This is a genomic window from Paenarthrobacter sp. YAF11_1, from assembly GCF_052113445.1.
Lineage (GTDB): Bacteria > Actinomycetota > Actinomycetes > Actinomycetales > Micrococcaceae > Arthrobacter.
Genome location: NZ_JBFRDF010000009.1, coordinates 158,739 through 181,188 on the forward strand (window position 1 = coordinate 158,739; position 22,450 = coordinate 181,188).

The window sequence follows — 22,450 nt, forward strand, 5'->3', positions numbered from 1 at the left end:
TATGATCACGTTCCTTGCGAAGCGGACGGCGACCTTGGTGGTCGCCGTCCTGCTGTCGTCTTTCGCCGTCTTCCTGATTCCTTACGTGACGCCGGGCGATCCGGTCCGTAAAATCATCCGTTCCCGTGTGGCCGGGGACGTGGTGGACGAAGCCACCGTTCAGGCACTGGCGGAAAGCCTGGGGCTTAACGATCCGTTTCCCGTGCAATATCTGCGGTGGCTGGGTGACTTCTTCACGGGCGACATGGGGTTGTCACACATCAGCCGTACACCCGTGATTGATCAGGTGTTGCCGGCCTTGGGGATCACCCTCAGCCTTGTGCTGGTGGCTTTGGGCACGGCCGTGGTGGTGTCCCTGCCCCTGGGGATTGCGGCGGCCCTGAAACAAGGCAGCAAAACCGACAAACTGATCACCACTGTCACGCAGTCCTTTATTGCCATGCCGGAATACTGGTTGGCACCACTGCTGGTCCTGGTCTTTGCCCTCAAGCTTTCCTGGCTGCCCTCAGCGGGGTGGAACACGGCGTCGTCCATTGTCCTGCCGGCCGCCACACTGTCCCTTCGGCCCATCAGTTTCTTCACCTCAGCGGTCCGCTCAGGCATGATCGACGCCCTTGAGGCCGAGCACATTCCCGCTGCCCGGGCCCGGGGCCTTAGCCACGTGCAGACCGTCCTGCGGCACGTGGTTCCCAACGGCCTGGTTCCGTTGTCCACGTTGTTCGCGGTGTGGTTCGCGGGACTTCTGGGAGGTTCGGTCATTGTGGAGGTCATCTTCGCGATTCCCGGCATGGGACGCCTCCTCTACGACGCCGTGGTCAACAGTGACATCCCCTTGGCACAGGGCGGCGTGGTGGTTGTGGTGGCTTTGGCCGTCGCCATCACCACTCTCGCGGACTTCCTGCACCGGATTCTGAGCCCAAAGGTGAGTGGCGCCCTTGCGTAAGCGGTCAGTGTTCGACGGCGCCGCCGTCGTTATTCTCCTCCTGATAGTCGCCGCCGTGGCGGCTGCGCCGTGGCTGGCACCTTTTCCGCCGGACGATCAGAATCTTGCTGCGCGGCTTGCGCCACCCAGTGCCACACACTGGTTGGGGACGGACCACCTTGGGCGGGATACGCTCAGCCGCTTGCTCGACGGCGGTCGGTTCTCCTTGGTGGTGGCGGCACTGGCCACGGTCCTGACCGGAATCATTGGTCTGGTGGTCGGTGTGCTCAGCGCGCGGCGGAAGGGCTGGGTAGACGAACTGTTCACCCGCACCAATGATGTCTTGTTGGCGCTGCCGGAGATGGTGGTGGCGTTGTTCATCGTCGCTGCCATGGGCACAGGCTTTACCTCGCTCCTGGTCGCGTTGACCGTGACAGGGTGGACGCCGTTTGCCCGCCTGGCGCGGACGTTGGCCTATGACGTCTCTGCACGCGGCTTTGTCGAAGCAGCGCGCGTGGTGGGCTGTTCGCCGTCGTTCATTGTATTCCGGCACATCATCCCGCACCTCGCAGCCCCGATGCTGGGGCAGGCGACGCTGCGTTTCGGGCAGCTCCTGATCAGCGTGGGAGCCCTGTCCTACCTCGGGCTGGGCGTTCAACCGCCACAATCGGACTGGGGTTCCATGGTGGCAGCGGCCCAGCCGTACGCGGAGCGGGCACCGTGGGGGATCATTGCGCCGGGACTCACCATCTTCCTGGTTGCCCTGTGTGTGACGCTGATCGGTCAGCGGACGTCACGGCGGGCAGCCGACCCGGTGGATGTCCTGGTGGTGGAGGGCCGGCATGCCTGAACTGGTCATCGAGGACCTGACGGTGCTGGGCGCCGACGCCGGGCGGCCCATTCTTTCCGGCGTGAGCCTTGCAGTGCATCCCGGCGAATTTGTAGCGCTCGTGGGAGGTTCGGGGTCGGGCAAAACCATGACGGCCCGGTCCGTCCTGCAGTTGCTGCCGCAACAATTGCGCATTGTTTCCGGGTCCATCCATGTGGGTTCCGTCGACGTGACCCGTGCCCCTGAAGTTGAGCTGAACCGCATCCGGGGTGGCCGGCTGGGGATGCTGTTCCAACAGCCCAAGAAGATGTTCAACCCCAACAAGACCATCCGCGCCCACCTTGGGGAACCCCTCCGACTCCATTCAAACCTGCGCGGCAGAGCTGCGGATGCGAAGGTGCTGGAACTGTTGGATGAAGTGGGGTTCGAGGATCCGCAATGGGGCGCCAGGGCCTACCCGCATCAACTTTCCGGTGGCATGGCCCAGCGTGCCATGACGGCCATGGCCTTGGCGGGCCAGCCTGAGATCCTGCTGGCTGACGAACCGACGTCCGCTTTGGACAAGGTCCTGGAACGCCAGATCCTGCAGTTGCTGGACCGCGAACGGATCCAGCGTGGTCTGGGGATTCTCTACATCACGCATAACCTTGCCTCCGTTGCTGCCTTCGCAGACCGTGTCCTGGTGATGGATGCAGGAAAGATCGTGGAATCGGGCACCGCCGAAGAAGTGTTGGGAAGTCCCAAGGTTCCCTACACGCAAAGGCTCCTGGAAGCCTCAAACCTCCTGCCATCAGGGACTGTGAAGCAGCTGCAGCCAGAGCGGAGTGTCATTACCCTGGACGGCGTGGTGAAGAATTTCGGACGTAGCCGTCGAGGCAGCAGTCCAGCACTGGACGCTGTTTCCCTTGAGCTGAAAAAGGGCGAGATCCTGGGGGTGCTCGGCCAGTCAGGATCCGGGAAAAGCACCCTCGCCCGGGCCATCGTTGGTCTCGACGGAATCAGCGGCGGCAGCATCACCCGGGCTCTGTCAGCAGACCGTCGTGCCGATCCGACTGCTGTCCAATTGGTGTTCCAGGAACCACATGACGCCTTCGACCCCCGCATGACGCTCCGCGCCAGTTTGGAAGCACCCCTGCCACGGCGGCTCCCATCGAGCGAGAAGACCCGGCGTCTGAACGACGCCATGACAGAGGTGGAACTGGAACCCGCGCTGCTGGACAGGCGCCCTGGCCAATGTTCAGGCGGCCAGCTGCAGCGGGTCACCATCGCCAGGGCGCTCCTGATGGAGCCGGAAGTGCTTATTTGTGACGAAGCAACGTCCGCACTGGACGCCCTGACGCAGCGGACCATTCTTGACCTGCTGCAACGCCTGCACCGTGAGCGGGGACTGTCACTGATGATGATCACCCACGACATGGACGTGGTGCGGCACATGTGCCACCGAGTAGCTGTCCTTTACCAAGGGCGTTTGGTAGAGCTCACCGACACCGACAAGTTCTTCGCTGACCCGCAGCACCAGCACAGCAAAGACTTGGTCTCGGCCGCGATTCCGTGCAGGGGACTGCACCTGAAAAAGATCAGGACTGCCCCTTAGCGCCGATTCATGTCAGGTGATCGAAGTCTCCACGCACCCAGGCAGCATGCCGTTGAGCGGAATCGCGCAAAACGGCTTTGGCTCCGGACGCTATGACGTTGTTGAAATTCCCGTAGATGCGATCGAACGCAAGGGTGTCCAGCTGCGTGGCGATCCGCAACACCACTGCCCCGGACAGCGGCAAGCGATTCGGGTAGCTGCGCATAAAAGAAATGGAGCGACGATCAGGATTGGGAAAGACGCTGTCACCGGTCAGCAGAACTCCCGCACCGGCTGCTCCTGCCGCCCAGTGTGCCACGGCGCTGCCGGGAAAGTGTCCGCCGGTTTGGTGCAGGGTCAGCCCGGCCGCGATCGACGTGCTGCCAGACCAGCAGGCAATGTTTGGATCATCGCGTCCCAGCCATTGGCGGTCCGCCTCAGCCACCCATACCGGGGCGCCGCCCAGCCGCCGCGACCATTCGACCTGCACGCCGAACATGTGGGGATGGCTGGCGGCGATCGCCAGGACGGGTCCGTGCTCCAGCACCGCGTTCACAGCGTCGTCGTCGATGTAGCCCACCGGATCCCACAGCAACGAACCCTTGGACGTCACCACCAGCTGGGCCGTCTGGCCGATTCCGACCTTCGGGTCAGTACTGATGCCGACAAGACCTGGCTCGTTTTCTGAGAACGATATCCGCTGACCGGCCGTCCCGAGCTGGTCAAGACTGACCCACTGCTGCCCTTCCTCAGGCACGTACTGCCGTTCGTCGGCGCAGATGGGGCAAACCTCGGGAACGGGTTCATCATGTTCCACCGCACAGGCACCGCAAATCAGCATGGATGGTCCTTTCGGAACTGTCAGTATCCTGCGGCTCCCGGCCCTCCGTCCGCCGCAGGCTGGTGGGCCCAGAATATTGCAAGCGTGCAACAGTCCGGAAGGGCAGGTTTTCGGGTCCGACAGTGTTGCCAAAGTCAACGGACAGGCTCACAGTGGGATACGTCAGGTCACGAACACGATCAGGGAACCGTGTATCCGCCGTGGAGGTCAACCATGAGCACCACATCCGACGACGTCTACCAAGCTTCACCCCCAGACGAAGAACCACAGCTCAAGCGGGTTTTGGGACCCAAACTCCTGCTCCTCTTCATCGTGGGCGACATTCTCGGAGCGGGCGTGTACGCGGTCACGGGGACGATGGCAGGGACTGTGGGCGGCATCGTCTGGCTGCCGTTCCTTCTGGCCTTCATCGTGGCGACACTGACGGCTTTTTCCTACTTGGAACTGGTGACGCAATACCCTCAGGCAGCGGGTGCGGCCCTGTATACGCACAAGGCCTTCGGGATCCACTTTGTCACTTTCCTTGTGGCGTTCGCCGTCGTTTGCTCCGGCATCACCAGCGCCTCAACATCGGCAAATGTCCTCGCCCAGAACCTGTTCGGGGGTCTGGAGGTCAACGGGTGGATGGGCGCACCGGACAAAGGCATGATCACGCTGGTCGCCATGGTTTTCATGCTGTTGCTGGCAGTGATTAACCTGCGTGGGGTTGGCGAGAGCGTGAAGTTCAATGTGGTGCTGACCTCGGTTGAGGTACTCGCACTGTGCATTGTGATCGGCGTGGGGTTCTTCGTGATGGCGCAGGGAACAGGCAACATTCAAGAAATCACGGTGTTCACCGACTACCAGGACAAGGGGTTGTTCCTGGCTGTTACGGCCGCCACGTCCATTGCCTTCTTTGCCATGGTTGGATTCGAGGACTCGGTGAACATGGTGGAGGAGACCAAGAACCCGGAGCGCATCTTTCCCCGAACCATGTTGACGGGCCTCGGCATCGCAGTGTTGCTCTACATGCTGGTTGCGGTGTCTGTTGTCAGTGTGTTGTCTCCTGCCGAGTTGGGTGAGATCAGGGAATCCGAAGGGGCGGCACTCCTCGAGGTCGTCCACAAAGGGTCCCCGGATTTCCCGATCGATAAGATCTTTCCGTTCCTGGCAGTCTTCGCGGTGGCTAACACTGCCTTGATCAACATGCTGATGGCAAGCCGGCTGATCTATGGGATGGCCCGCCAGCATGTCCTTCCCCGTGGCTTGGGCAAGGTGTTGCCCGGGCGCCGTTCACCGTGGGCCGGCATCACTTTCTCCACCGCGCTCGCCTTGGGACTGATTTGGTACGTCAGCATCGATCCGGACAGCAACATCGTGGCCAACCTTTCGGGGACAACTGCTTTTCTGCTGTTGTGCGTCTTCACCGTGGTCAATGTGGCGTGCGTTGTGCTCCGCCGCAAGAGGGACCCTGATCGCAAGGTGTTTTTCACCTCGCCCGGTCAGTTGCCATGGGTGGCCGCCATCCTCTGCGCCTTCCTCGCTGGTCCTTGGGTGGGCAGGAACCCCATCCAGTACCAGGTAGCCGGCGGGCTTATGGCCATTGGCGTGGTGCTCTGGTTCATCACGTGGCTTATCACCAGAAAGTCTTCTGCTTCAGCAGGGTCACGCGACCGGGAGCAGGGAACTCCTTCCGGCTGAAGAACAAGGAGAGTCGCCGTGAACGATCAAGTACGCACTACCGAACCGGTCAACGCCGAGCCTCCGCTGGACGGCGATGAAGCCGCCACCCTGCTTGGCTTCCTTGAGCGGCAGAGGACTACGTTCGCATGGAAGACAGGGGGACTCGACCGGGAAAGCCTGCGGGCCCGGCATGCTCCGTCATCGTTAACCTTGGGCGGGTTGCTCAAGCACCTGGCCCGCTTCGAGGACGATATGTCCACCGAGTGGCTTCATGGCCGCAGGCAACTTCCCCCGTGGAACTCCGTGGATTGGGACGCTGACCCCGACTGGGACTGGAACTCCGCCGCCGGCGACTCTCCCGACGAACTGTATGAAAGGTGGCGTGAAGCTGTTGCACGTTCCCGGGTCCTTTTCGAGGCAGCCATGGCAGAAGGCGGCCCGTCCCGGCAAGGCACTGTCGCATCCCGTCCGGATATTGAGTTGCCCAGCCTGCGCTATATCCTCTTGAACATGATTGAGGAGTACGCGCGCCACAATGGCCATGCAGACCTTATCCGCGAATCCGTGGACGGTCTCGTGGGGCAAGACCCGCCGGGCTAAGACCGGGCCAGCGACGTCCGCAGGAGGGTTCCGCGAAAAAGATCATCATGCTTACTATTGTGGAGCGCTTGAAGTCAGAGCTGAACACCACACATTGGAGCGGACATGGCACTGAGCAAGGGAACGCGCGTGGAGTGGAATACCTCCCAAGGCAAGACGCACGGAAAGATTGTGGAGAAGAAAACCAGTGACTTCGTTCTGGACGGCAACACCCACCGAGCCACTGAAGACGAGCCGCAGTACGTGGTGGAATCAGGCAAAACCGGCGCACGGGCGGCGCACAAAGGCTCCGCGTTGACCGAAAAGAACTAGCGATATGTCCCATCAGCACGATGTAGTCATCATTGGCGGGGGCAATGCGGGAGTCTCGCTCGCGGCCCGGCTGACCAGATACGGGGTCAGGAATATTGGCCTCATTGAACCCAAAGACCATCACCTTTACCAGCCGCTGTTCTCCCACATCGCCGGCGGCAGGGCTGCGGTCAAGGAAGCCACCCGCAGCCAGGCATCCGTGATACCCAAGGGAGTTGCCTGGATCAAAGACCATGCCGTGGACGTGGACACCAGGGCCAACACGGTGGTGCTGGCCTCAGGCGGTGCCGTGAGCTACCAACATCTGGTGGTGTGTCCCGGGCTCCAGTACCGATGGGATTCAGTGCCGGGGTTGGCCGAGGCTGTCCATTCCCCGTACGGCGCGTCCCACTACGAATTCGAGCTCGCACCCAAGGTCTGGTCACTCCTGAGCAGCGTCCGGTCCGGCACAGTAATTTTCACCATGCCCTCCGGACCCATTAAGTGTGGGGGCGCCAGCCAGAAGCCCATGTACCTGGCGTGTGACTACTGGCGGGAACAAGGTGTCCTGGACAATATCAGAGTGGTGATGGTGCAGCCCTATCCCACCGTTTTTGGCATCCCCGAGGTGGACAGGGAGCTTGAGCGGAAAATCGCTGAATACGGCATTGAGCTCCGGACCAACAGCGAATTGGTGGCCGTGGACGCAGCCAGCAGGCAAGCGACCATCCGCAACAATGCCACCAACACAACTGAGGAGCTGCGGTACGACGTCCTGAACGCCGTCCCGCCCCAGTCTGCGCCGGAGTGGCTCAAAGCTACGGATCTTCCGGCCCCTGGCCTGCAGGACGGATTCGTCCAAGTGGACACCGAAACGTTGCGCCACGTCCGCCACTCCAACGTATGGTCCCTGGGCGACGCTGCAGCCACCACCAACTCCAAGTCCGGCGGTGCGTTGCGCAAGCAGACCAAGGTGCTGGCGAAGAACCTCGTGGCGGCCCGCCAGGGAAAACCACCGACGATGAAGTACGACGGCTACTCCGTATGCCCCTTCACCGTTTCGCGGACCACGGTGGTCTTCGCTGAATTCGATGACCACTACCGCCCCATGCCTACCATCCCTAAAGTGCCCACGTGGAAGGAAAGCCGGTTGTCGTGGTGGGTGGACCGCATCATGTTTCCCCAGGTCTACTGGCACATGATCCTCAAGGGCAGGGCCTAAGGGCGAGTCCATTCCCACCACGTCAGCCACGCAGCTGCGGGTTCCCGGCTAGGGCGTGGGGCTGCCACCGTTGACGTTGAGGGTTTCGCCAACTACGTAGCTGGATTCGGGCGAAGCGAGGAACACGTATGCCGGAGCAAGCTCCGCCGGCTGGCCGGCGCGGCCCAGGGGAGTGGAGTGTCCGAACTCCGGCAAGGCCTCTTTGGGCTGGCCGCTGCTCACCTGCAGCGGGGTCCAGATGGGGCCGGGTGCCACCGCGTTGACCCGGATGCCCTTGGGGGCGAGCTGCTGGGCCAGGCCCTTGGTGAAATTGTTGATGCTGGCCTTGGTGGTTGCATAGTCCACCAGTGTGGGTGAAGGGCTGTAGGCCTGGATCGATGTTGTGTTGATAATGGTCGAACCGGCGGGAAGGTGGGGGAGCGCAGCCCTGGTCAGCCAGAACATGGCGTACACGTTCGTCTTCTGTGTGTGGTCAAACTGCTCGTCGGTGATGTCTGCGAGGTCTTCCTGTGCCACTTGCTTGCCTGCGTTATTGACCAGGATGTCCACCCCGCCGAGGACGGCGACGGCGGTGTCCACTATTTCCTGGCACGTAGCGGAGTCTTTGAGGTCTCCGGGCACCTTGACGGCCTTGCGGCCCGCAGCTTCAATGATGCCGGCGATCCGGGCAGCATCTTCTTCCTCTTCGGGCAGGTAGGAAAGCACGACGTCGGCACCCTCCCTTGCGAAGGCAATGGCCGTGGCCGCGCCGATGCCCGAGTCCGCGCCGGTAACGATCGCCTTGCGCCCTTCCAGCCGACCGGTTCCGCGGTAGGTCTCCTCGCCAAGATCCGCCGTGGGCGTCAACTCTGCGTCCAGTCCTGGTTCGGGTTGGTGCTGCTTCGGCGGGGATATTTGTTCGTAGGCGGTGACAGGGTTTCGGAACGTGTACTGATCAGTCATGGTGGTCCTCCTGTTGTCTACGGGAAACGTCTTTCGGTACAGCCGGCCATAAGCTAAGGAAGCTTATGAATCCACCCTAAGCATGCCTGAGCACATGTGTAAAACCTGTTGGCGGTTCCCTTCTGCCCGACGTTCGCGGCACCCTAGGTGCCGGAAGCGCCCGACGGCGGGAGGTCGCCGTCGTGCGTCTGTTGGGTTGGTGTCTGGTGGGTTGGTTGCGCACTGCTGTCGGACGGCAGTTCCGCCGCAGGGGCAGTTGGGTCCCTGCGTTGGAGCTGTCGCAGGGCCAACAGGGGGAACAGCAGGACGGAGAGCATTCCGGCACCTACAAGTGCGGAAGAGAATCCGCTGGTGATGAATCCGTGCTCCCGTCCGATGGTGGTCACGGCCACGATGATGGGCAGTCCCGTTGCCCCGAAGAGCAGGAGTGCCCGCTGATGGGCACGCGTCGAACCCCGGGGCGCTGCCAGCAAGGACGGCAGGCCGCGGATGACCAGCAGAAGGACCAGGAACAGCGGGACCAGGGCGAGCGTAGCCGGGCTGGACGTCAACGCGCCGAGGTCAAAATCAATGCCGGTATCGATGAAGAAGATGGGCACCAGGAATCCGAAGGCGACCGCATCGATTTTTGTTTCAATGACTCTTCGGTCAGCTTCGGGAGCACGCGCGATGGTTACCTGCCAGAGGACGCCGGCCGCGAAGGCACCCAGCAACATGTCCAGCCCAAGCACCATGCTCAGGACAACCAGGGAGCTGAGGATCAGCATGATGGACCGCATGGCGAATTGGCTGCTGGTGTGGAGGGTCCTGGTGACCTGGGCGTGGAAGAGAGTGTGCCGGGCCTTTGAAGCGAAGAAGATGGCCACGCCGGTCAGGAGGACAAATCCCAACAACACCACTGAGGCCGTTCCCACTTGCTTCCCGGTGAAGAACAGCGAAATCGCAATCAGGGGACCGAACTCGCCCACCGCACCCAGGGCTGCTACGGCAGTGCCGATGGGAGATTTGGATTCGCCGGCATCGCGGATAATGGGCAGGAGGGTTCCCAAAGCTGTGGAGCACAAGGCGATTCCGATGATCACGGCGGACTCCGGAGCGGGAGCCAAGACAAAGCCGGCACCAATTCCGGCGGCCAAGGAGATCACCCACCCTGCCGAAGCGCGTTTGATGGGACGCCCGCGGATTGCCCTGAAGTCGATTTCGTTCCCTGCCACGAAAAACAACATGGCGAGCCCGAAATCCGCCAGGGTGTCAGTAAAGGGCGTGGATTGGATCCATCCCAGCAGGCTGGGGCCAAGGAGGATCCCCAGGACAATTTCGAAAACAACGATCGGCACCTTGACCACGGGATCCAGCAGCCGAACGGCTATGGGTGCTACAACTGCCAACGCTGCGATGAGGACCAGTGACGCGGACAGGCCTTGCATGTCAGGCCCCGGGCCGTCCGGGCCATGTCTTGCCCGCCCACGGGTCGTAGTCGGCAAGCAGGTCCTCCTGCGGCGGGCGTTCGGTCTCGGGAACGTGCTGTAGATTGACGCGAACCCTGTACCAGAGCGAGCTGGATCCCCTCATCCCGTCAATGAGGACATCTGCCGGGTGCAAAGCGGAGACGAGGCCCGGATGCTGTTCCTTCCATTCCTCCAGCGCGGCGAAGGCCTCTGGCTTTGTTTTGGTGCGGGCCACCTCGATGAGTGGCATCGTGGACATCCGGCGGCCTGATCCGTCCCCGCTCCGTGGAGCCCTTTCTGCCGGACCCAGCTCGGCAGCCAACGCCAGCAGCCCGTCAAGTGACCCCACGCCGTGGTCGATGCCGGCATGGGGGTCACCCACATCGGCATAACGGTCGGGGACGGTGAGGACCGTGAACTGGTCCGGCCGGGCTGAGCGTACGTCAGCCCAGTTCAGCGGTGTCGAGACGCGGGCATCGGGGAGTGAACGGACCGAGTAGGCCGAAGCGACGGTGCGGTCCTTGGCGTTTTGGTTGAAGTCGACGAACACGCTCTCACCCCGTTCCTCTTTCCACCATCTGGCGGTGGCCAGCCCCGGAGCACGGTTTTCCACCTCCCGGGCCAGGGTTTCGGCGGCGAGCCGCACCTCGCGGTAAGACCAGTTGGGGGCGATCCGCACCAGGATGTGAAGGCCCCGCGAACCGCTCGTCTTCGGCCACCCCACCAGCCCGACGTCGGTGAGAACGTCCTGCGCGACGTACGCTGTGTCCACGATCTGGGACCAATCCACTCCCGGCATGGGGTCGAGGTCCACGCGAAGCTCGTCAGGGTGCTCCAGGTCCTCGGCGCGGACGGGGTGCGGATTGAGGTCAAGGCAACCAAGATTCACTACCCAGGCCAAGCCCGCAGCGTCCCGGATGACCGTCTCTTCAGCGGAAGTTCCGGAGGAGTAATGCAGCGTAGCCGTGTCGATGAACGGCGGATGGTTTTCCGGCACGCGCTTTTGGAAGAACGGCTCGGCATCAATGCCTTTGGGAAAGCGCTTGAGGACCATTGGCCGGCCCCCGGCTCCCCTCAGCGCACCTTCGGCCACCGCAAGGTAGTAGCGGACCAGATCGAGTTTTGTCAGCCCGGGCTCGGGGAAAACCACCTTGTCCGGATTCGAGACACGAACCTCGGCACCGTCGATGTCGAGGATCTCCGCGGGGGTCTTGGAGGGGCTCATGCGGTCACGCTAGCAACGAACGGCTGTCCCAACCAGAGGAATCGAAGAAAAAGTGGCTCAATGCCGTTGCCGCGGCCAGCAAATTTACAGAACTGGCATTTAATTTAAAAGTAGGTATGGTGATGATAAAGGATCTACGAATGGAGTGATCGGATTGTCAGGAAAATCACCAAACGGAGCAAAGTCGAAAAAATCTGGAAAGACCATCTTGGAAAAGCGGGCATAAAAGAGGGCAAAAGCTGAGGTTAGCGAAAATGTCTTCTCGAAACCGCGAAAGAACCAGCGGTAGCCAGGACAAGGCAAGTCCTCGGAGGGCCTACCAGTCGTGATGGATTAATCGTTGAGGTTATGGAAGCGCATCAATGAAAGAAAAAGTCTCGGCACTTATTGTGCCTGCGCGGATCTTCCTGCCAATTCATTTGGAGTGGATTGGGCATGATCTTCATTTCCGGCAAAAACTGGTAAAAGGAAATGTGGAGACAATCAATGGCAGAGGTTGGCATGTTTTCCTGAATGATGAGGCCAAGTTCATTCCCCTGCCCCTTAACCCGCGCGCAGAGGTGTTGATCCGCGAAGCGGGCCTCCGGATTGAGGACACCGTCAGTGGCGACGCAGTCTTTCTCGGCCATGCAACCAACGGTGAGGACACCTGCGTCCCGGAACACTTGTTGACCATAGCGGAAAGGCTTTTCGAGACCCGTTTGGCGGCCTAGCAGCCATCCAGCCGACGCAAAGGCAATCCGACTATATTTGGCCATGTCAGCCCACCACCATCCACTGAGGGAGTCTGCACACTATGGCCAAGGAACTCGCCACCCAACTCGTTGAACAACTCCAGGCTGCCGGCGTGCAGCGGATTTATGGAATCGTTGGTGACAGCCTCAACCCGATCGTGGACGCTGTCCGCCAGACCGGAGGTTCGGTGAAGGGAGGCATCGACTGGATTCATGTACGCCATGAGGAGGCTGCAGCGTTCGCCGCCGCTGCGGAGGCGCAATTAACCGGCAAGCTCGCGGTCTGCGCGGGATCATGCGGCCCCGGCAACCTGCACTTGATCAATGGCCTGTACGATGCCAACCGTACTGGCGCCCCGGTGCTGGCCATCGCCTCGCACATCCCCAGCAAGCAGATCGGCAGCGGCTTCTTCCAGGAAACCCATCCGGACCGGCTGTTCACGGAATGCTCGGTGTATTCGGAATTGATCAGTACCGCGGAGCAGGCACCACGGGTCATGCACAGCGCCATCCAGAACGCGATTGCCCTGAGGGGAGCCTCGGTGGTCACCCTCCCGGGCGACATTGCCGGCCTTGAAGCCACAGCCCCCACGCCGGCGCCTGCCACCTTCCGGCCCGCAACGGTTGTGCCCGATCCCGCGAGCGTCCAGGACCTGGCCAAGGCCATTAACGACGCCGAAAAGGTAGCTGTTTTCGCCGGCGCCGGCGTTGCGGGGGCCCACGGCGAACTCATGGCGCTGGCAGAGCTCATCAAGGCTCCCATTGGCCACTCCCTCCGGGGCAAGGACTTTGTCCAATACGACAATCCGTTCGACATCGGCATGACCGGGCTGCTCGGCTACGGCGCTGCGGCGGAGGGTATTGAGGACGCTGACCTGCTGATCCTGCTGGGCACCGACTTTCCTTATGATCAATTCCTGCCGGATACCCGGACTGCCCAGGTAGACCGGGCCGCGCAGCGGCTGGGCCGGCGGACCGACGTCGATATTGCGGTCCATGGCGACGTTCTCCCAACGCTTAAAGCCCTGCTGCCACTGATCCAAGCGAAGAAGAACCGCAAATTCCTGGATCAAATGCTCAAAAAGCACGACCGCCTGATGAACAAAGCCGTGGGGGCCTACACCCGGAAAGTGGAGAAAAAACAGCCGATCCACCCTGAATATGCTGCCTCCTTGCTGGATCAGGTTGCAGCAGAGGACGCCATCTTCACCGCTGACACCGGCATGTGCAACGTCTGGACCGCGCGCTACATCAACCCGTTGGGCACGCGGCGACTCATCGGTTCCTACCTTCACGGCTCCATGGCCAACGCCCTGCCGCACGCGATTGGTGCGCAAGTGGCATATCCCGGCCGACAGGTGGTTTCGGTCTCCGGTGATGGCGGCCTGTCCATGTTGCTGGGTGAGCTCATCACCGTTGCCGCGCACAAGTTGCCCGTGAACGTAGTGGTGTTCAACAACTCCACCCTGGGCATGGTCAAGCTGGAGATGCTGGTGGATGGACTCCCTGACTTTGGTGTGGACGTCCCGGACGCAAACTACGCCGAAGTTGCCAAGGCGTTGGGCTTCCACGCAGTGCGCGTCACGGATCCAGCGGACATCGAGGCTGCGTACCGGGAGGCGTTTGCACATCCTGGACCGTCACTGGTGGAGCTCATCACCGATCCGAACGCGCTGTCCATTCCGCCCAAGATCTCCGGATCCCAGGTCATTGGATTCGCTACTGCCATGTCCAAAGTGGTCCTGAACAGGGGCGCGGGCGAGGCCGTGAGCATGGCCCGCAGCAACCTGCGAAACATCCCGAGGCGCTGAGTCACGGCCTGAGCGCGGCAGCGAGGTACGGGGCCGTCCGGCTGTCCGTTGAGCTCGCGACGACGGCGGGCGGGCCGGTGGCGATCACCTTGCCACCGGCGTCGCCGCCGCCGGGTCCCAAATCGATCACCCAATCTGCGTCCGCCACCACGTCCATTTCGTGTTCCACCACGATCACAGTGTTGCCGGCGTCGACGAGCCTGTGGAGTTGTTTCATCAGCAACTGGACGTCAGCGGGGTGCAATCCGGTGGTGGGTTCGTCCAGCAGGTACAGGGTGTGCCCGCGCTGGACGCGCTGAAGTTCGGTGGCGAGTTTGATGCGTTGGGCTTCCCCGCCGGATAGCTCCGTGGCAGGCTGACCCAACCGGAGGTAACCCAGGCCGACTTCCTTCAATGTTTGCAGGCTTCGCGAGACGGACGGCAGATCTGAGAGGAATTCGGACGCTGTTGAAACGGTCATGCCCAGGACCTCGGCGATGGTCCGGCCGCGGTAGGTAACTTCCAGGGTCTCCGGGTTGAAGCGGGAACCGTTGCACTCGGGGCAGGGGCCGTAGCTCCCTGGCAGGAACAGCAGCTCCACCGCTACGAACCCTTCTCCCTGGCATGTTTCGCAGCGGCCTCCGGCGACGTTGAACGAGAACCTTCCTGCGCCGAAACCCCGGGCCCGGGCGCCATCAGTGGCCGCGAATTCCTTCCGCACGCCATCGAAGAGGCCCGTATAGGTGGCCAGGTTGGAACGCGGAGTGCGGCCGATGGGCCTCTGGTCCACTTTCACGAGGCGATCGAGCCGGTGCAGCCCGGACACGGCCGCGGTCCCCGGTGCTGCGGCGGGCGACCCGCTGTCCGTGGACTCCGGATGCAGTTCGGCGCTGACAACATCGGCCAGGACCTGGCTGACCAACGTGGACTTCCCCGAGCCGGATACGCCCGTCACAGCCGTGAGCACGCCCAAGGGAAAATCGACCGCAAGCCCGCGGAGGTTGTGCCGGGTGATTCCTCGTAGCTCCAGCGACTCATCCCATGAGCGGGCAGCACCTGTACCCGCCCTGCTGCCTTCGGGGAAAAGGAAGGGCCTGGTCACGGAATCCTGCACATCTTCCAGACCGCCCACGGGGCCGCTGTAGAGGACCTGCCCGCCACCTTCGCCGGCATGCGGTCCGACGTCCACCAACCAGTCAGCGGCCCGGACGAAGTCCATGTTGTGCTCCACAACGAACACTGAGTTCCCGGACGCCTTGAGCTGGTTCAGGACCTCAAGCAAGGGTTCGGCATCAGCAGGATGAAGCCCGGCGGACGGTTCATCCAGCACGTAGATGACGCCGAAAAGGCCGGAGCGCAGCTGCGTGGCGATCCTGAGCCTTTGCATCTCGCCGGGGGAGAGCGTGGGTGTTGCGCGCCCCAATGCCAGGTAGCCCAGGCCAAGTTCCAGGAGCACAGTAACCCTGGCGAGCAGGTCCCGCGTGATGGCGACTGCCACCTCGTTGCTTTCTCCGGACGTCTGGGTGCGGGACGCCGTACCCGCAGCGGTGAGCCCGGCGGTGGGCCTGATGATCTCTGCCAGTTGGGTCATGGGCAGGGCATTGAGCTCTGCGATCGTCTTTCCGGCGAAGGTGACTGCGAGCGCGTCGGGTCTGAGTCCGCTGCCGTCGCACCGTGGGCATCGGCCGGTCTCCATGAAGCGCAGCACCCGGTCCCGCATGGTGGTGCTCTTGGAGTCCGCGAGCGTGTGGAGGACGTAGCTTTTAGCGCTCCAGAACCGCCCTTTGTAGGGCTTGGCAACGCGGTCGCGTTGGGGTGTCACTTCCACCACTGGCTGTTCCTCGGTGAAGAGAATCCAGTTTCGGTCCTTTTTCGGCAGTTTTTTCCACGGTGTGTCCACGTCGTAGCCCAGGTGGGTGAGGATGTCCCGGAGGTTCTTGCCTTGCCAGGCGCCTGGCCACGCGGCTATGGCGCCGTCGCGAATGCTGAGGGAGGGGTCTGGAACCAAGGATGATTCGCTGACCGTGTGGGCAACGCCAAGGCCGTGGCATTCGGGGCATGCTCCAGCAGCGGTGTTGGGGGAGAACGCGTCTGAGTCCAGTTGCCTGGCGCCTTGCGGATAACGTCCGGCCCGGGAGAACAGCATGCGCAGCGAGTTGGAGAGGGTTGTCACTGTGCCCACGCTGGAACGTGCGGTCGCGGTGCCGCGGCGTTGTTGGAGCGCGACGGCGGGGGGCAGCCCCGTGATGGTCTCCACCTTGGGGTTGTGGCCCTGTTGGATCAGGCGGCGGGCATAGGGGGCCACGGATTCGAAGTAGCGGCGCTGTGCTTCGGCAAAGATGGTGCCGAAGGCCAGGGAGGATTTTCCGGATCCGGAGACGCCGGTGAAGGCGACGATCGCATCCCTGGGGACGTCCACGTCTACGGCGCGGAGGTTGTTTTCGCGTGCTCCCCGGACTCGGACGAAGCCGTCCTCGGGTTCGGTAGACGGCGTTGCCGGCACCTCGGGAACGGGCCGCTGGGAATTTGTCAGTACACTGTCCATTGCTATGACTCTAGCGGCGTTCGCAGCCGGGCGCTTGCTGGGGCCGGCTCCCAGCCCCGGCGCTAAGGGGCGGGAATGATGAAGTCGTGCCTGCCGGCAGGTGCCGGGTGCCTGGTTCCATCCGGTAGTTGAACTGTCGCGTCGACGCCGCGGGGGATGTCCACGCGCAAAGTGAACTTTCCACGCTCGATCTCCCATGCGCTGCTGATGCGGCCCATCGTGGTCTCGACGGCGGCACGCGCCGACGTGATGCCCCCGCCTGGTTGTGGGGCGATGGTCACCGTACGGTAAGCCGTCCCCATGGGCTCCGGGTGGTCAGGCAGCAGGAGGCCGGCGATGTGCGTGTACAGGAATGAACCCACTGCGCCTTTGCTGTAGTGGTTGAGGGATCCGCGCGCCCCGTTGCTGGTGATCCCGTCCCACCACTCCCACATGGTGGTGGCGCCGGAGTCGAGCATTCCAAGCCAGGAGGGGGTGCCGTTGGACAGCAGCAGTTCGTAGGCTACGTCGAGGTAGCCGTGGTCGGCGAGGGTGGGCAGGAGGAGGCCGGTGGCGAGGAATCCGGTGCCCAGCCGGTTTCCGTTGTTGCGGATGAGTTCCACCAGCCTGGCCGCGGTCAAGCTCTGGGTTTTGGGCGGAACCAGTCCAAAGGCCAAGGCCCGCACATAGTGGCCTTGGGACTCTTCGCTGAGTCTGCCGCTGCCGTCCAGGTATTCGGTCTGCCACGCGGTGAGGACGTGTGCGGCCAGGGTGGCGTAGTGGGATTCGGCACCGGAATCTCCCAGTACTGAGGCGGTCCTGGCCAGCAGGGTTGCTGACCGGAACAGGAATGCGGTGGCGACGATCCCGTGGTCCCTGGAGGGATCGGGATTCGGTGGTGTGTCCGGCTCAAGCCACTCGCCAAAATGGAATCCGGTGTCCCATAGGTATTGTTCGTGGGGCAGGGGAGTTGGGCGGGCTGCCGCGCGATCAGGGTGACGGCGGGCGGCAGCGGCTCTGGCAGAGTAATCAACCCAGGCGCGCATGGAGGGAAACGCCTCTGCCAGCACTTCCCTGTTGCCGTAGGCGCGCCACAGGGACCATGGAACCAGCACGGCCGCGTCACCCCAGCCTGCTGATCCCGTGGCGAGGTCTTCGAAGACGTTGCCTGATGGACCATCCCCGGCGGGATTCGGGATGACCGTGGGTACGCGGCCGTCCTGCCACTGGTCAGCGTCCAGGTCACGCAGCCACTTGGTGCTGAATCCAGAGACGTCGAACAGCAGGGCCGCGGTGTCCACGAAGACCTGCCAATCACCGGTGAAGCCTGATCGTTCGCGCTGCGGGCAATCCGTGGGAACATCGCAGGCGTTGCTCCGGAAGCTCCAGAGAATGGCGTTGTGAAGGGCGTTCAACCGGGGATCGCTGCATTCAAAGGTTCCGGTGCGATGCAGGTCCGTATGGACCACCACCGCAGTGATGTCGTCGGGCGAGAGGGGGCCCGCACTGCCTTCAATCTGGACATACCTGAAACCGTGGGTGGTGTGCCGTGGTTCGAAGACATCACCGGTTCGGCCGGCCGAGATCACGTGGTCCACTTGGCCGGCGGGAAGTGCAGTCTTGCTGGCGAAATCGAAGGCCTGGATGTTCGTGGTGGATACCTGGCCAGTCCCGTCCAGCACTTCACCGTGCCGGAGTGTGACGCGTGTGCCGGCAGGGCCCAGGTTGCCCAGCCGGACCCAGCCATTGATGTTCTGCCCGAAGTCCACCACCATCAGTCCTGGCTCGGGTGTGGCGATGCTGGTGGGGCTGAGGTACTCAAGGCGGCGTACAGGGGGTGCAACCGGCCGGATCAGCCGTTCCCGGTGGTCGTAGAGCCCGCCGTTGCGGACGACCACCGGAAGCCAGCCCTCCGTCGTCGTGCTTTCCTCCAGAAAGTGGAAGCGACGTAGGTCCACTGACTGCCCATCCATGAGATCCGCCTTGGTGATGTGGCTTTCGATTGACTGCCACGTCCCGTCGGTTGCTGCCAGGACCCCTCCGGCGCAGGCAACAGAGGCGAGAAACGCGGTCTCCGTGCCAAAGCCGTCCGCCCTGCGTTCGAAGCCATGGCGGCCGCGGAACCAGCCGTCGGAGAGCAGCGCAGAGATGGCGTTGACTCCTTCGTCCAGGAATTCGGTGATGTCCCATTCCTGCACCTGGAGACGCTTGCGATAGGACGTGAAGCCGGGGGTCAGCTCCTGGTCGCCCACGCGGCTGCCGTTGATGAACAGCTCGTAGATGCCGTGGGCTGTGGCATGGACCGTCACCTGTCCGTGGCCTGGACGCCAAACGAAGCTGCTGCGCAGCCAATAGGCCGGGCGGTTACCCGGCGCGGCGCGCGTGCCTTCCCGGGGGGAGATCCAGGACGCCTGACGCAGGGCCTCGCTGACGGAGGAATTGAACACATGGTCAATCAAAGGGGACTCCTCGGGAGTTTGGCCTGAAGGGGATGTTTCGCCCATGCTAAGCCATAAAAACCGTGTCTGCACTGTTTTTATGAAACGGGGCACAGAGTTACCCTGAGAACGTGCGAACACGGCGTAAATCGGGGAGTTATGAAGTTGGGCGGGCCAAGCGTGCCGAAATCCTGGATGCGGCCACGCGGCTCTTCGCGACATCCGGCTACCACAAGGTGCCGTTGTCGCAGGTAGCTGCAGACGCAGGCCTCAGCGAAAGTGGCCTGCTCCACCACTTCCGTTCCAAGAAGCACCTGCTGCTCGGCGTTGCTGAGCGGCGTCTCGAGCAGACAGCACAGTGGTGGAGCTCCCAGCGGGAACAGAACTCTGATGACCCTCTGGAGGTCTTCACCACCATGGTGGAATCCACCCGCGCTTTGCTCAGGGAGCCGGGGCTCATCGAGCTGTTCGTGCTGGTTTCGGCAGAGGCGGCGGATTCGTCAACCCCCGCGCACCAGCTCTATGCCACCTGGTACGAGCGGGCGGTGGGGGAGACCGCCCAGCTCCTGGCTGCCGGCGTCGAGCATGGCTTCCTCAGGGCAGAAACCAACGTCATTGGTTGCGCCCGCGAGATCATCGCCGTGAGTGACGGGCTGCAGTTGCAGTGGGTACTTTCCGGGGGCGAACTTGACTTGGTGGCAGCTATTGGTGACTACGCGCGAAGACTCGCGCTGGCGCTCTTGACCCCCGACCATGCGGCCGAGGCCGAACGCCTCTAGCGCATCCGCACACTGTCACTCGGCCCGGCGTTGTAGCCGAGGTTTCGCGAGACGGCCCTTGCCGTCGCCTGCACGGCCGGCGCCAGGACGTTCGGAGGGGTCGCGCCGTCGGGAACCACGATCGACAGTGCCGCCACTACCAGTCCGTCTGCCCCAAAAATGGGGGAAGCGACCGAGACTGTCCGCGAGGGCGCCGTGCGGCGGATCATGGCAAGGCCGGTCCGCCGGACGTCGGACAGCGTTCGCCTCAACTGGCCCTCCGGCATGGAATCCACCCCCACTTCAACGTCCGGCGGCTGGTTGATGACTGCTTCCTGGAACGCGGCGTCGGCCCCTGACAGCAGGACCAAGCCCACCGCCGTCGACCTCAGCGGCGCGCGTCCACCCACGCGGTAGGCCACCTCGGTTGCCTCTTTGGAGGAGAGCCGTTCAATCAGGACGGCTTCGTTCTTGTCCCTCACGGCCAGCAGCACGTGATGCCGCGTGACGGCGAAGAGGTCCTCAAGGTAGGGCAGCGCAATCTCGCGCACGCCGTGGCCGCGGGGCGACAATGATGCCACCTCCCACAGCCGGACTCCCACTACGTAGCGGCCATCCTCAAGTCGCTCCAAAGCACCCCACGCCACCAGTCTCGCGATCAGGCGCAGGGCGGTGGGGGCCGGCATGTCAGCCAGCCTCGCCATGTCGGAAAGGGTCAGAGCACGACGGCGGTCGCTGAAGACGGCGAGCAGGCTCAGTGCGCGGTCTATGACGGGTTCGCCCTGTTTGGGGCGTTTTCCCCGCTGTGGTTTTGCGGCACCGGCGCCATCATCTGCCAACAATGACCTGAATCCTTTCAGAGGAATGAGTGACCTCCACCACAATACTGTTTCAACCAATGGAATTCACGTAGGGCCGGATGCGTCCTGCCTATGACCCTTGAAGAAGCCGGTTACCGGAAGCCATCTGACGAGAGGGCGCCGACGGATCGGCCCGGAGAGGTCACAGCCGACCCCCTCCAGGCCGCCGGTCCCACATCTCGACACACGATTCCACCACGAATGCGAAGGCGCAGCACATGAATCTCCTCACCTCACCTGCACGTCGGAGCGCAGCCGTCCTGGCAGGCGCGCTCCTCCTGGGATCCCTGACGGCCTGCGGCGGCGGATCTGCCGCCACGTCCACTGTGGACAAGAGCACGCTGACCATCGCAACCGACAGCGACAGCGCATCGTTCGGCTATGACCCGTTGCGGGTATCGGACGCCCAGCGGCAGTTCTTCGAAGGCCTGTACGAGAACCTGATGACCCTGCAGCCTGATGGCAGCGTGGGCCCTGGCCTGGCCAAGGAGTTCAGCTACAACGCGGACAACACCGTCCTCACCTTGACGCTCAAGGAAGGAGTGACCTTCACCGACGGTTCCACCTTGGACGCCGCTTTGGTCAAGGCCAACCTCGACCGCCGCAGCGACACTGCCCTCAGCGCCTACTCGGCCGTTGCCAAGGGTGGCGCGCAGGAAATTGCTTCCGTTGACGTCGTGAGCCCCACCCAGGTAGCCATCACCTTTGCCAAGGCCCAGCCCGGTTTCGAAAAGAACCTCACCTCCACGTTGGGCATGATTGTGGGCAAGAACGCTGTCACTGACACCGCCAGCCTGGCCACCACCCCGGACGGTTCCGGCCCTTACACCTTGGACAGTGCCACCACCGTGAAGGGCAACAAGTACGTGTTCACCAAGAACGAGAAGAACACGGACGCGTCCAAGTATCCCTACAACAAGATCACCTTCAGCGTCATCATGGATCCCCAGGCCCGGGCCAATGCGCTGGTATCCGGCCAGGCGGATGTTGCCTCCCTGACCTCGCCTACGGTGGACTTCGCCAAGTCCAAGGGCGTGGGCGTCTCCCAGATCGGAGGCACTGTCCAGACCATGATCTCGTTCGACAAGATTGGCAAGACCGCACCGGCCTTCGCAAGCGAAAAGGTCCGCCAGGCATTCCAATACGCCATCAACCGCAAAGCTTTGGTGGACGCCCTCCACAAGGGAGACATCCCTGCCTGGAACGCACTGCCCAAGGATTCCGCAGGCTTCACTGAAGAGCTGAACACCACCTACGCCTATGATCCCGCCAAGGCAAAGAGCCTGCTGGCGGAGGCCGGCTACGCCAATGGCTTCGACTTCACCATCATCGCCAGTGCCCAAACGCAAACCGATCTGCAGGCAGTCCAGAAGGACCTGGCCGCGGTAGGGATCACCATGAACGTCAAGCTGGCAGCATCCACGGACGAAGCTTTCGCCGCGGTAGCCACCACCCCGCTGGGTTACGCCCCACTGGGTTGGGACAACCCTGTTGGGCTCATGTATGGAGCAATCCTGAGCGGCTTCACCAACGTCCAGAAGGCCACGGATGATCAGCTGAACGCGGCCACAGCCGAGGCCGCAGCAGCCAAGGACGACGCCGCAAAGAAGGCCGCATTGACCAAGGTCAACACCCGCTTGGTGGAGTCCGGTTGGATGATCCCGCTGTACGAATCCCTCACCAACCAGGGCTACAACACCAAAAAGGTCCAGGAGGTGAAGTTCGCCGGTACCAACGTGTACCCGCTGCTCTCCTCCTACGCACCCACCAACTGATCCACCGAACAGGCCG

At 62.7% G+C, this 22,450-nt stretch carries 18 protein-coding genes; 11 read left to right on the plus strand and 7 right to left on the minus strand.

All coding sequences use genetic code 11. From position 1 onward, the window contains the following. Position 1: 1 nt before the first annotated feature. From AB4Y77_RS15210 to AB4Y77_RS15220, 3 genes are read left to right on the plus strand one after another with little or no spacing between them, the layout of a single operon-like run. Positions 2-943: an ABC transporter permease gene (locus AB4Y77_RS15210; RefSeq protein ID WP_442014500.1), complete on the plus strand. Its 942-nt coding sequence runs from the start codon at positions 2-4 to the stop codon at positions 941-943. Beyond that, positions 927-1,772, plus strand: coding sequence for an ABC transporter permease (locus tag AB4Y77_RS15215; protein ID WP_311212160.1), 846 nt, complete (start codon positions 927-929; stop codon positions 1,770-1,772). Before AB4Y77_RS15210 ends, AB4Y77_RS15215 begins: the two co-directional genes overlap by 17 nt. Beyond that, on the plus strand, positions 1,765-3,345 hold the full coding sequence (locus AB4Y77_RS15220) for an ATP-binding cassette domain-containing protein (RefSeq protein WP_442014501.1): 1,581 nt from the start codon (positions 1,765-1,767) through the stop codon (positions 3,343-3,345). Before AB4Y77_RS15215 ends, AB4Y77_RS15220 begins: the two co-directional genes overlap by 8 nt. Before the next feature lie 7 nt (positions 3,346-3,352). Here the strand turns inward: AB4Y77_RS15220 and AB4Y77_RS15225 are convergent, their stop codons facing one another. Continuing rightward, positions 3,353-4,165, minus strand: a complete 813-nt coding sequence (locus AB4Y77_RS15225) for a hydrolase (protein WP_442014502.1) — start codon at positions 4,163-4,165, stop codon at positions 3,353-3,355. A gap of 213 nt (positions 4,166-4,378) precedes the next feature. Here AB4Y77_RS15225 and AB4Y77_RS15230 point away from each other — a divergent pair, with 213 nt between their 5' ends. The 4 genes from AB4Y77_RS15230 to AB4Y77_RS15245 all read left to right on the plus strand — a co-directional run bounded on the left by AB4Y77_RS15230 (position 4,379) and on the right by AB4Y77_RS15245 (position 7,940). Next, complete coding sequence (locus tag AB4Y77_RS15230; protein WP_442014503.1) at positions 4,379-5,845, plus strand: APC family permease; 1,467 nt, start codon at positions 4,379-4,381, stop codon at positions 5,843-5,845. 18 nt (positions 5,846-5,863) lie between these two features. Beyond that, positions 5,864-6,427 carry a DinB family protein gene (locus AB4Y77_RS15235; RefSeq protein ID WP_311212156.1) on the plus strand — a complete coding sequence of 188 codons (564 nt, stop codon included), beginning with the start codon at positions 5,864-5,866 and terminating at the stop codon, positions 6,425-6,427. A gap of 105 nt (positions 6,428-6,532) precedes the next feature. Beyond that, a complete protein-coding gene (locus tag AB4Y77_RS15240) occupies positions 6,533-6,739 on the plus strand; it encodes a DUF2945 domain-containing protein (RefSeq protein WP_311212155.1) in 207 nt (68 codons plus the stop codon). Between the two features lie 4 nt (positions 6,740-6,743). After that, the gene (locus AB4Y77_RS15245) at positions 6,744-7,940 is read left to right on the plus strand and encodes an NAD(P)/FAD-dependent oxidoreductase (RefSeq protein WP_442014504.1); all 1,197 of its coding nucleotides are present in this window, start codon (positions 6,744-6,746) and stop codon (positions 7,938-7,940) included. Positions 7,941-7,988: 48 nt separating this feature from the next. Here AB4Y77_RS15245 and AB4Y77_RS15250 read toward each other — a convergent pair whose 3' ends face one another. The 3 genes from AB4Y77_RS15250 to ligD form a co-directional block, all read right to left on the minus strand. Then, positions 7,989-8,882 (minus strand): glucose 1-dehydrogenase, encoded by an 894-nt coding sequence (locus tag AB4Y77_RS15250; protein ID WP_442014505.1) that lies wholly within the window; start codon positions 8,880-8,882, stop codon positions 7,989-7,991. 143 nt (positions 8,883-9,025) lie between these two features. Then, on the minus strand, positions 9,026-10,309 hold the full coding sequence (locus AB4Y77_RS15255) for a cation:proton antiporter (RefSeq protein ID WP_442014506.1): 1,284 nt from the start codon (positions 10,307-10,309) through the stop codon (positions 9,026-9,028). 1 nt (position 10,310) lies between these two features. Next, positions 10,311-11,555 (minus strand): non-homologous end-joining DNA ligase, encoded by a 1,245-nt coding sequence (gene ligD / locus AB4Y77_RS15260; protein WP_442014507.1) that lies wholly within the window; start codon positions 11,553-11,555, stop codon positions 10,311-10,313. 362 nt (positions 11,556-11,917) lie between these two features. Between ligD and AB4Y77_RS15265 the strand changes: the two genes are divergently transcribed. Beyond that, positions 11,918-12,268 (plus strand): DUF3846 domain-containing protein, encoded by a 351-nt coding sequence (locus AB4Y77_RS15265; protein WP_442014508.1) that lies wholly within the window; start codon positions 11,918-11,920, stop codon positions 12,266-12,268. Positions 12,269-12,351: 83 nt separating this feature from the next. Next, a complete protein-coding gene (locus tag AB4Y77_RS15270; RefSeq protein ID WP_442014509.1) occupies positions 12,352-14,100 on the plus strand; it encodes a pyruvate dehydrogenase in 1,749 nt (582 codons plus the stop codon). 1 nt (position 14,101) lies between these two features. Here the strand turns inward: AB4Y77_RS15270 and uvrA are convergent, their stop codons facing one another. Further along, entirely contained in the window at positions 14,102-16,624 is a 2,523-nt protein-coding gene (gene uvrA / locus AB4Y77_RS15275; protein ID WP_442014510.1) for an excinuclease ABC subunit UvrA, read from the minus strand. Between the two features lie 62 nt (positions 16,625-16,686). After that, positions 16,687-19,062: a family 78 glycoside hydrolase catalytic domain gene (locus tag AB4Y77_RS15280; protein ID WP_442014511.1), complete on the minus strand. Its 2,376-nt coding sequence runs from the start codon at positions 19,060-19,062 to the stop codon at positions 16,687-16,689. A 110-nt stretch (positions 19,063-19,172) separates the two neighbouring features. On the opposite strand from AB4Y77_RS15280, the gene AB4Y77_RS15285 reads away from it, so the two are divergent. Next, a complete protein-coding gene (locus AB4Y77_RS15285; RefSeq protein ID WP_442014512.1) occupies positions 19,173-19,820 on the plus strand; it encodes a TetR/AcrR family transcriptional regulator in 648 nt (215 codons plus the stop codon). On the opposite strand, the gene AB4Y77_RS15290 is transcribed toward AB4Y77_RS15285, so the two are convergent. Next, positions 19,817-20,641: an IclR family transcriptional regulator gene (locus AB4Y77_RS15290; RefSeq protein ID WP_442014513.1), complete on the minus strand. Its 825-nt coding sequence runs from the start codon at positions 20,639-20,641 to the stop codon at positions 19,817-19,819. The two genes, AB4Y77_RS15285 and AB4Y77_RS15290, sit on opposite strands and share 4 nt — an antisense overlap. Positions 20,642-20,877: 236 nt before the next feature. Between AB4Y77_RS15290 and AB4Y77_RS15295 the strand changes: the two genes are divergently transcribed. Next, positions 20,878-22,434, plus strand: coding sequence for an ABC transporter substrate-binding protein (locus AB4Y77_RS15295; protein WP_442014514.1), 1,557 nt, complete (start codon positions 20,878-20,880; stop codon positions 22,432-22,434). Positions 22,435-22,450: the final 16 nt, after the last annotated feature.

Bases quoted from the DNA above. Each gene is read 5' to 3' on its own strand.
- AB4Y77_RS15255 (WP_442014506.1), bottom strand. From the start codon at position 10,309: ATGCAAGGCCTGTCCGCGTCACTGGTCCTCATCGCAGCGTTGGCAGTT.
- AB4Y77_RS15265 (WP_442014508.1), top strand. From the start codon at position 11,918: ATGAAAGAAAAAGTCTCGGCACTTATTGTGCCTGCGCGGATCTTCCTG.
- AB4Y77_RS15250 (WP_442014505.1), bottom strand. From the start codon at position 8,882: ATGACTGATCAGTACACGTTCCGAAACCCTGTCACCGCCTACGAACAA.
- uvrA (WP_442014510.1), bottom strand. From the start codon at position 16,624: ATGGACAGTGTACTGACAAATTCCCAGCGGCCCGTTCCCGAGGTGCCG.
- AB4Y77_RS15225 (WP_442014502.1), bottom strand. From the start codon at position 4,165: ATGCTGATTTGCGGTGCCTGTGCGGTGGAACATGATGAACCCGTTCCC.
- AB4Y77_RS15240 (WP_311212155.1), top strand. From the start codon at position 6,533: ATGGCACTGAGCAAGGGAACGCGCGTGGAGTGGAATACCTCCCAAGGC.
- AB4Y77_RS15210 (WP_442014500.1), top strand. From the start codon at position 2: ATGATCACGTTCCTTGCGAAGCGGACGGCGACCTTGGTGGTCGCCGTC.
- ligD (WP_442014507.1), bottom strand. From the start codon at position 11,555: ATGAGCCCCTCCAAGACCCCCGCGGAGATCCTCGACATCGACGGTGCC.
- AB4Y77_RS15220 (WP_442014501.1), top strand. From the start codon at position 1,765: ATGCCTGAACTGGTCATCGAGGACCTGACGGTGCTGGGCGCCGACGCC.
- AB4Y77_RS15295 (WP_442014514.1), top strand. From the start codon at position 20,878: ATGAATCTCCTCACCTCACCTGCACGTCGGAGCGCAGCCGTCCTGGCA.
- AB4Y77_RS15270 (WP_442014509.1), top strand. From the start codon at position 12,352: ATGGCCAAGGAACTCGCCACCCAACTCGTTGAACAACTCCAGGCTGCC.
- AB4Y77_RS15245 (WP_442014504.1), top strand. From the start codon at position 6,744: ATGTCCCATCAGCACGATGTAGTCATCATTGGCGGGGGCAATGCGGGA.
- AB4Y77_RS15230 (WP_442014503.1), top strand. From the start codon at position 4,379: ATGAGCACCACATCCGACGACGTCTACCAAGCTTCACCCCCAGACGAA.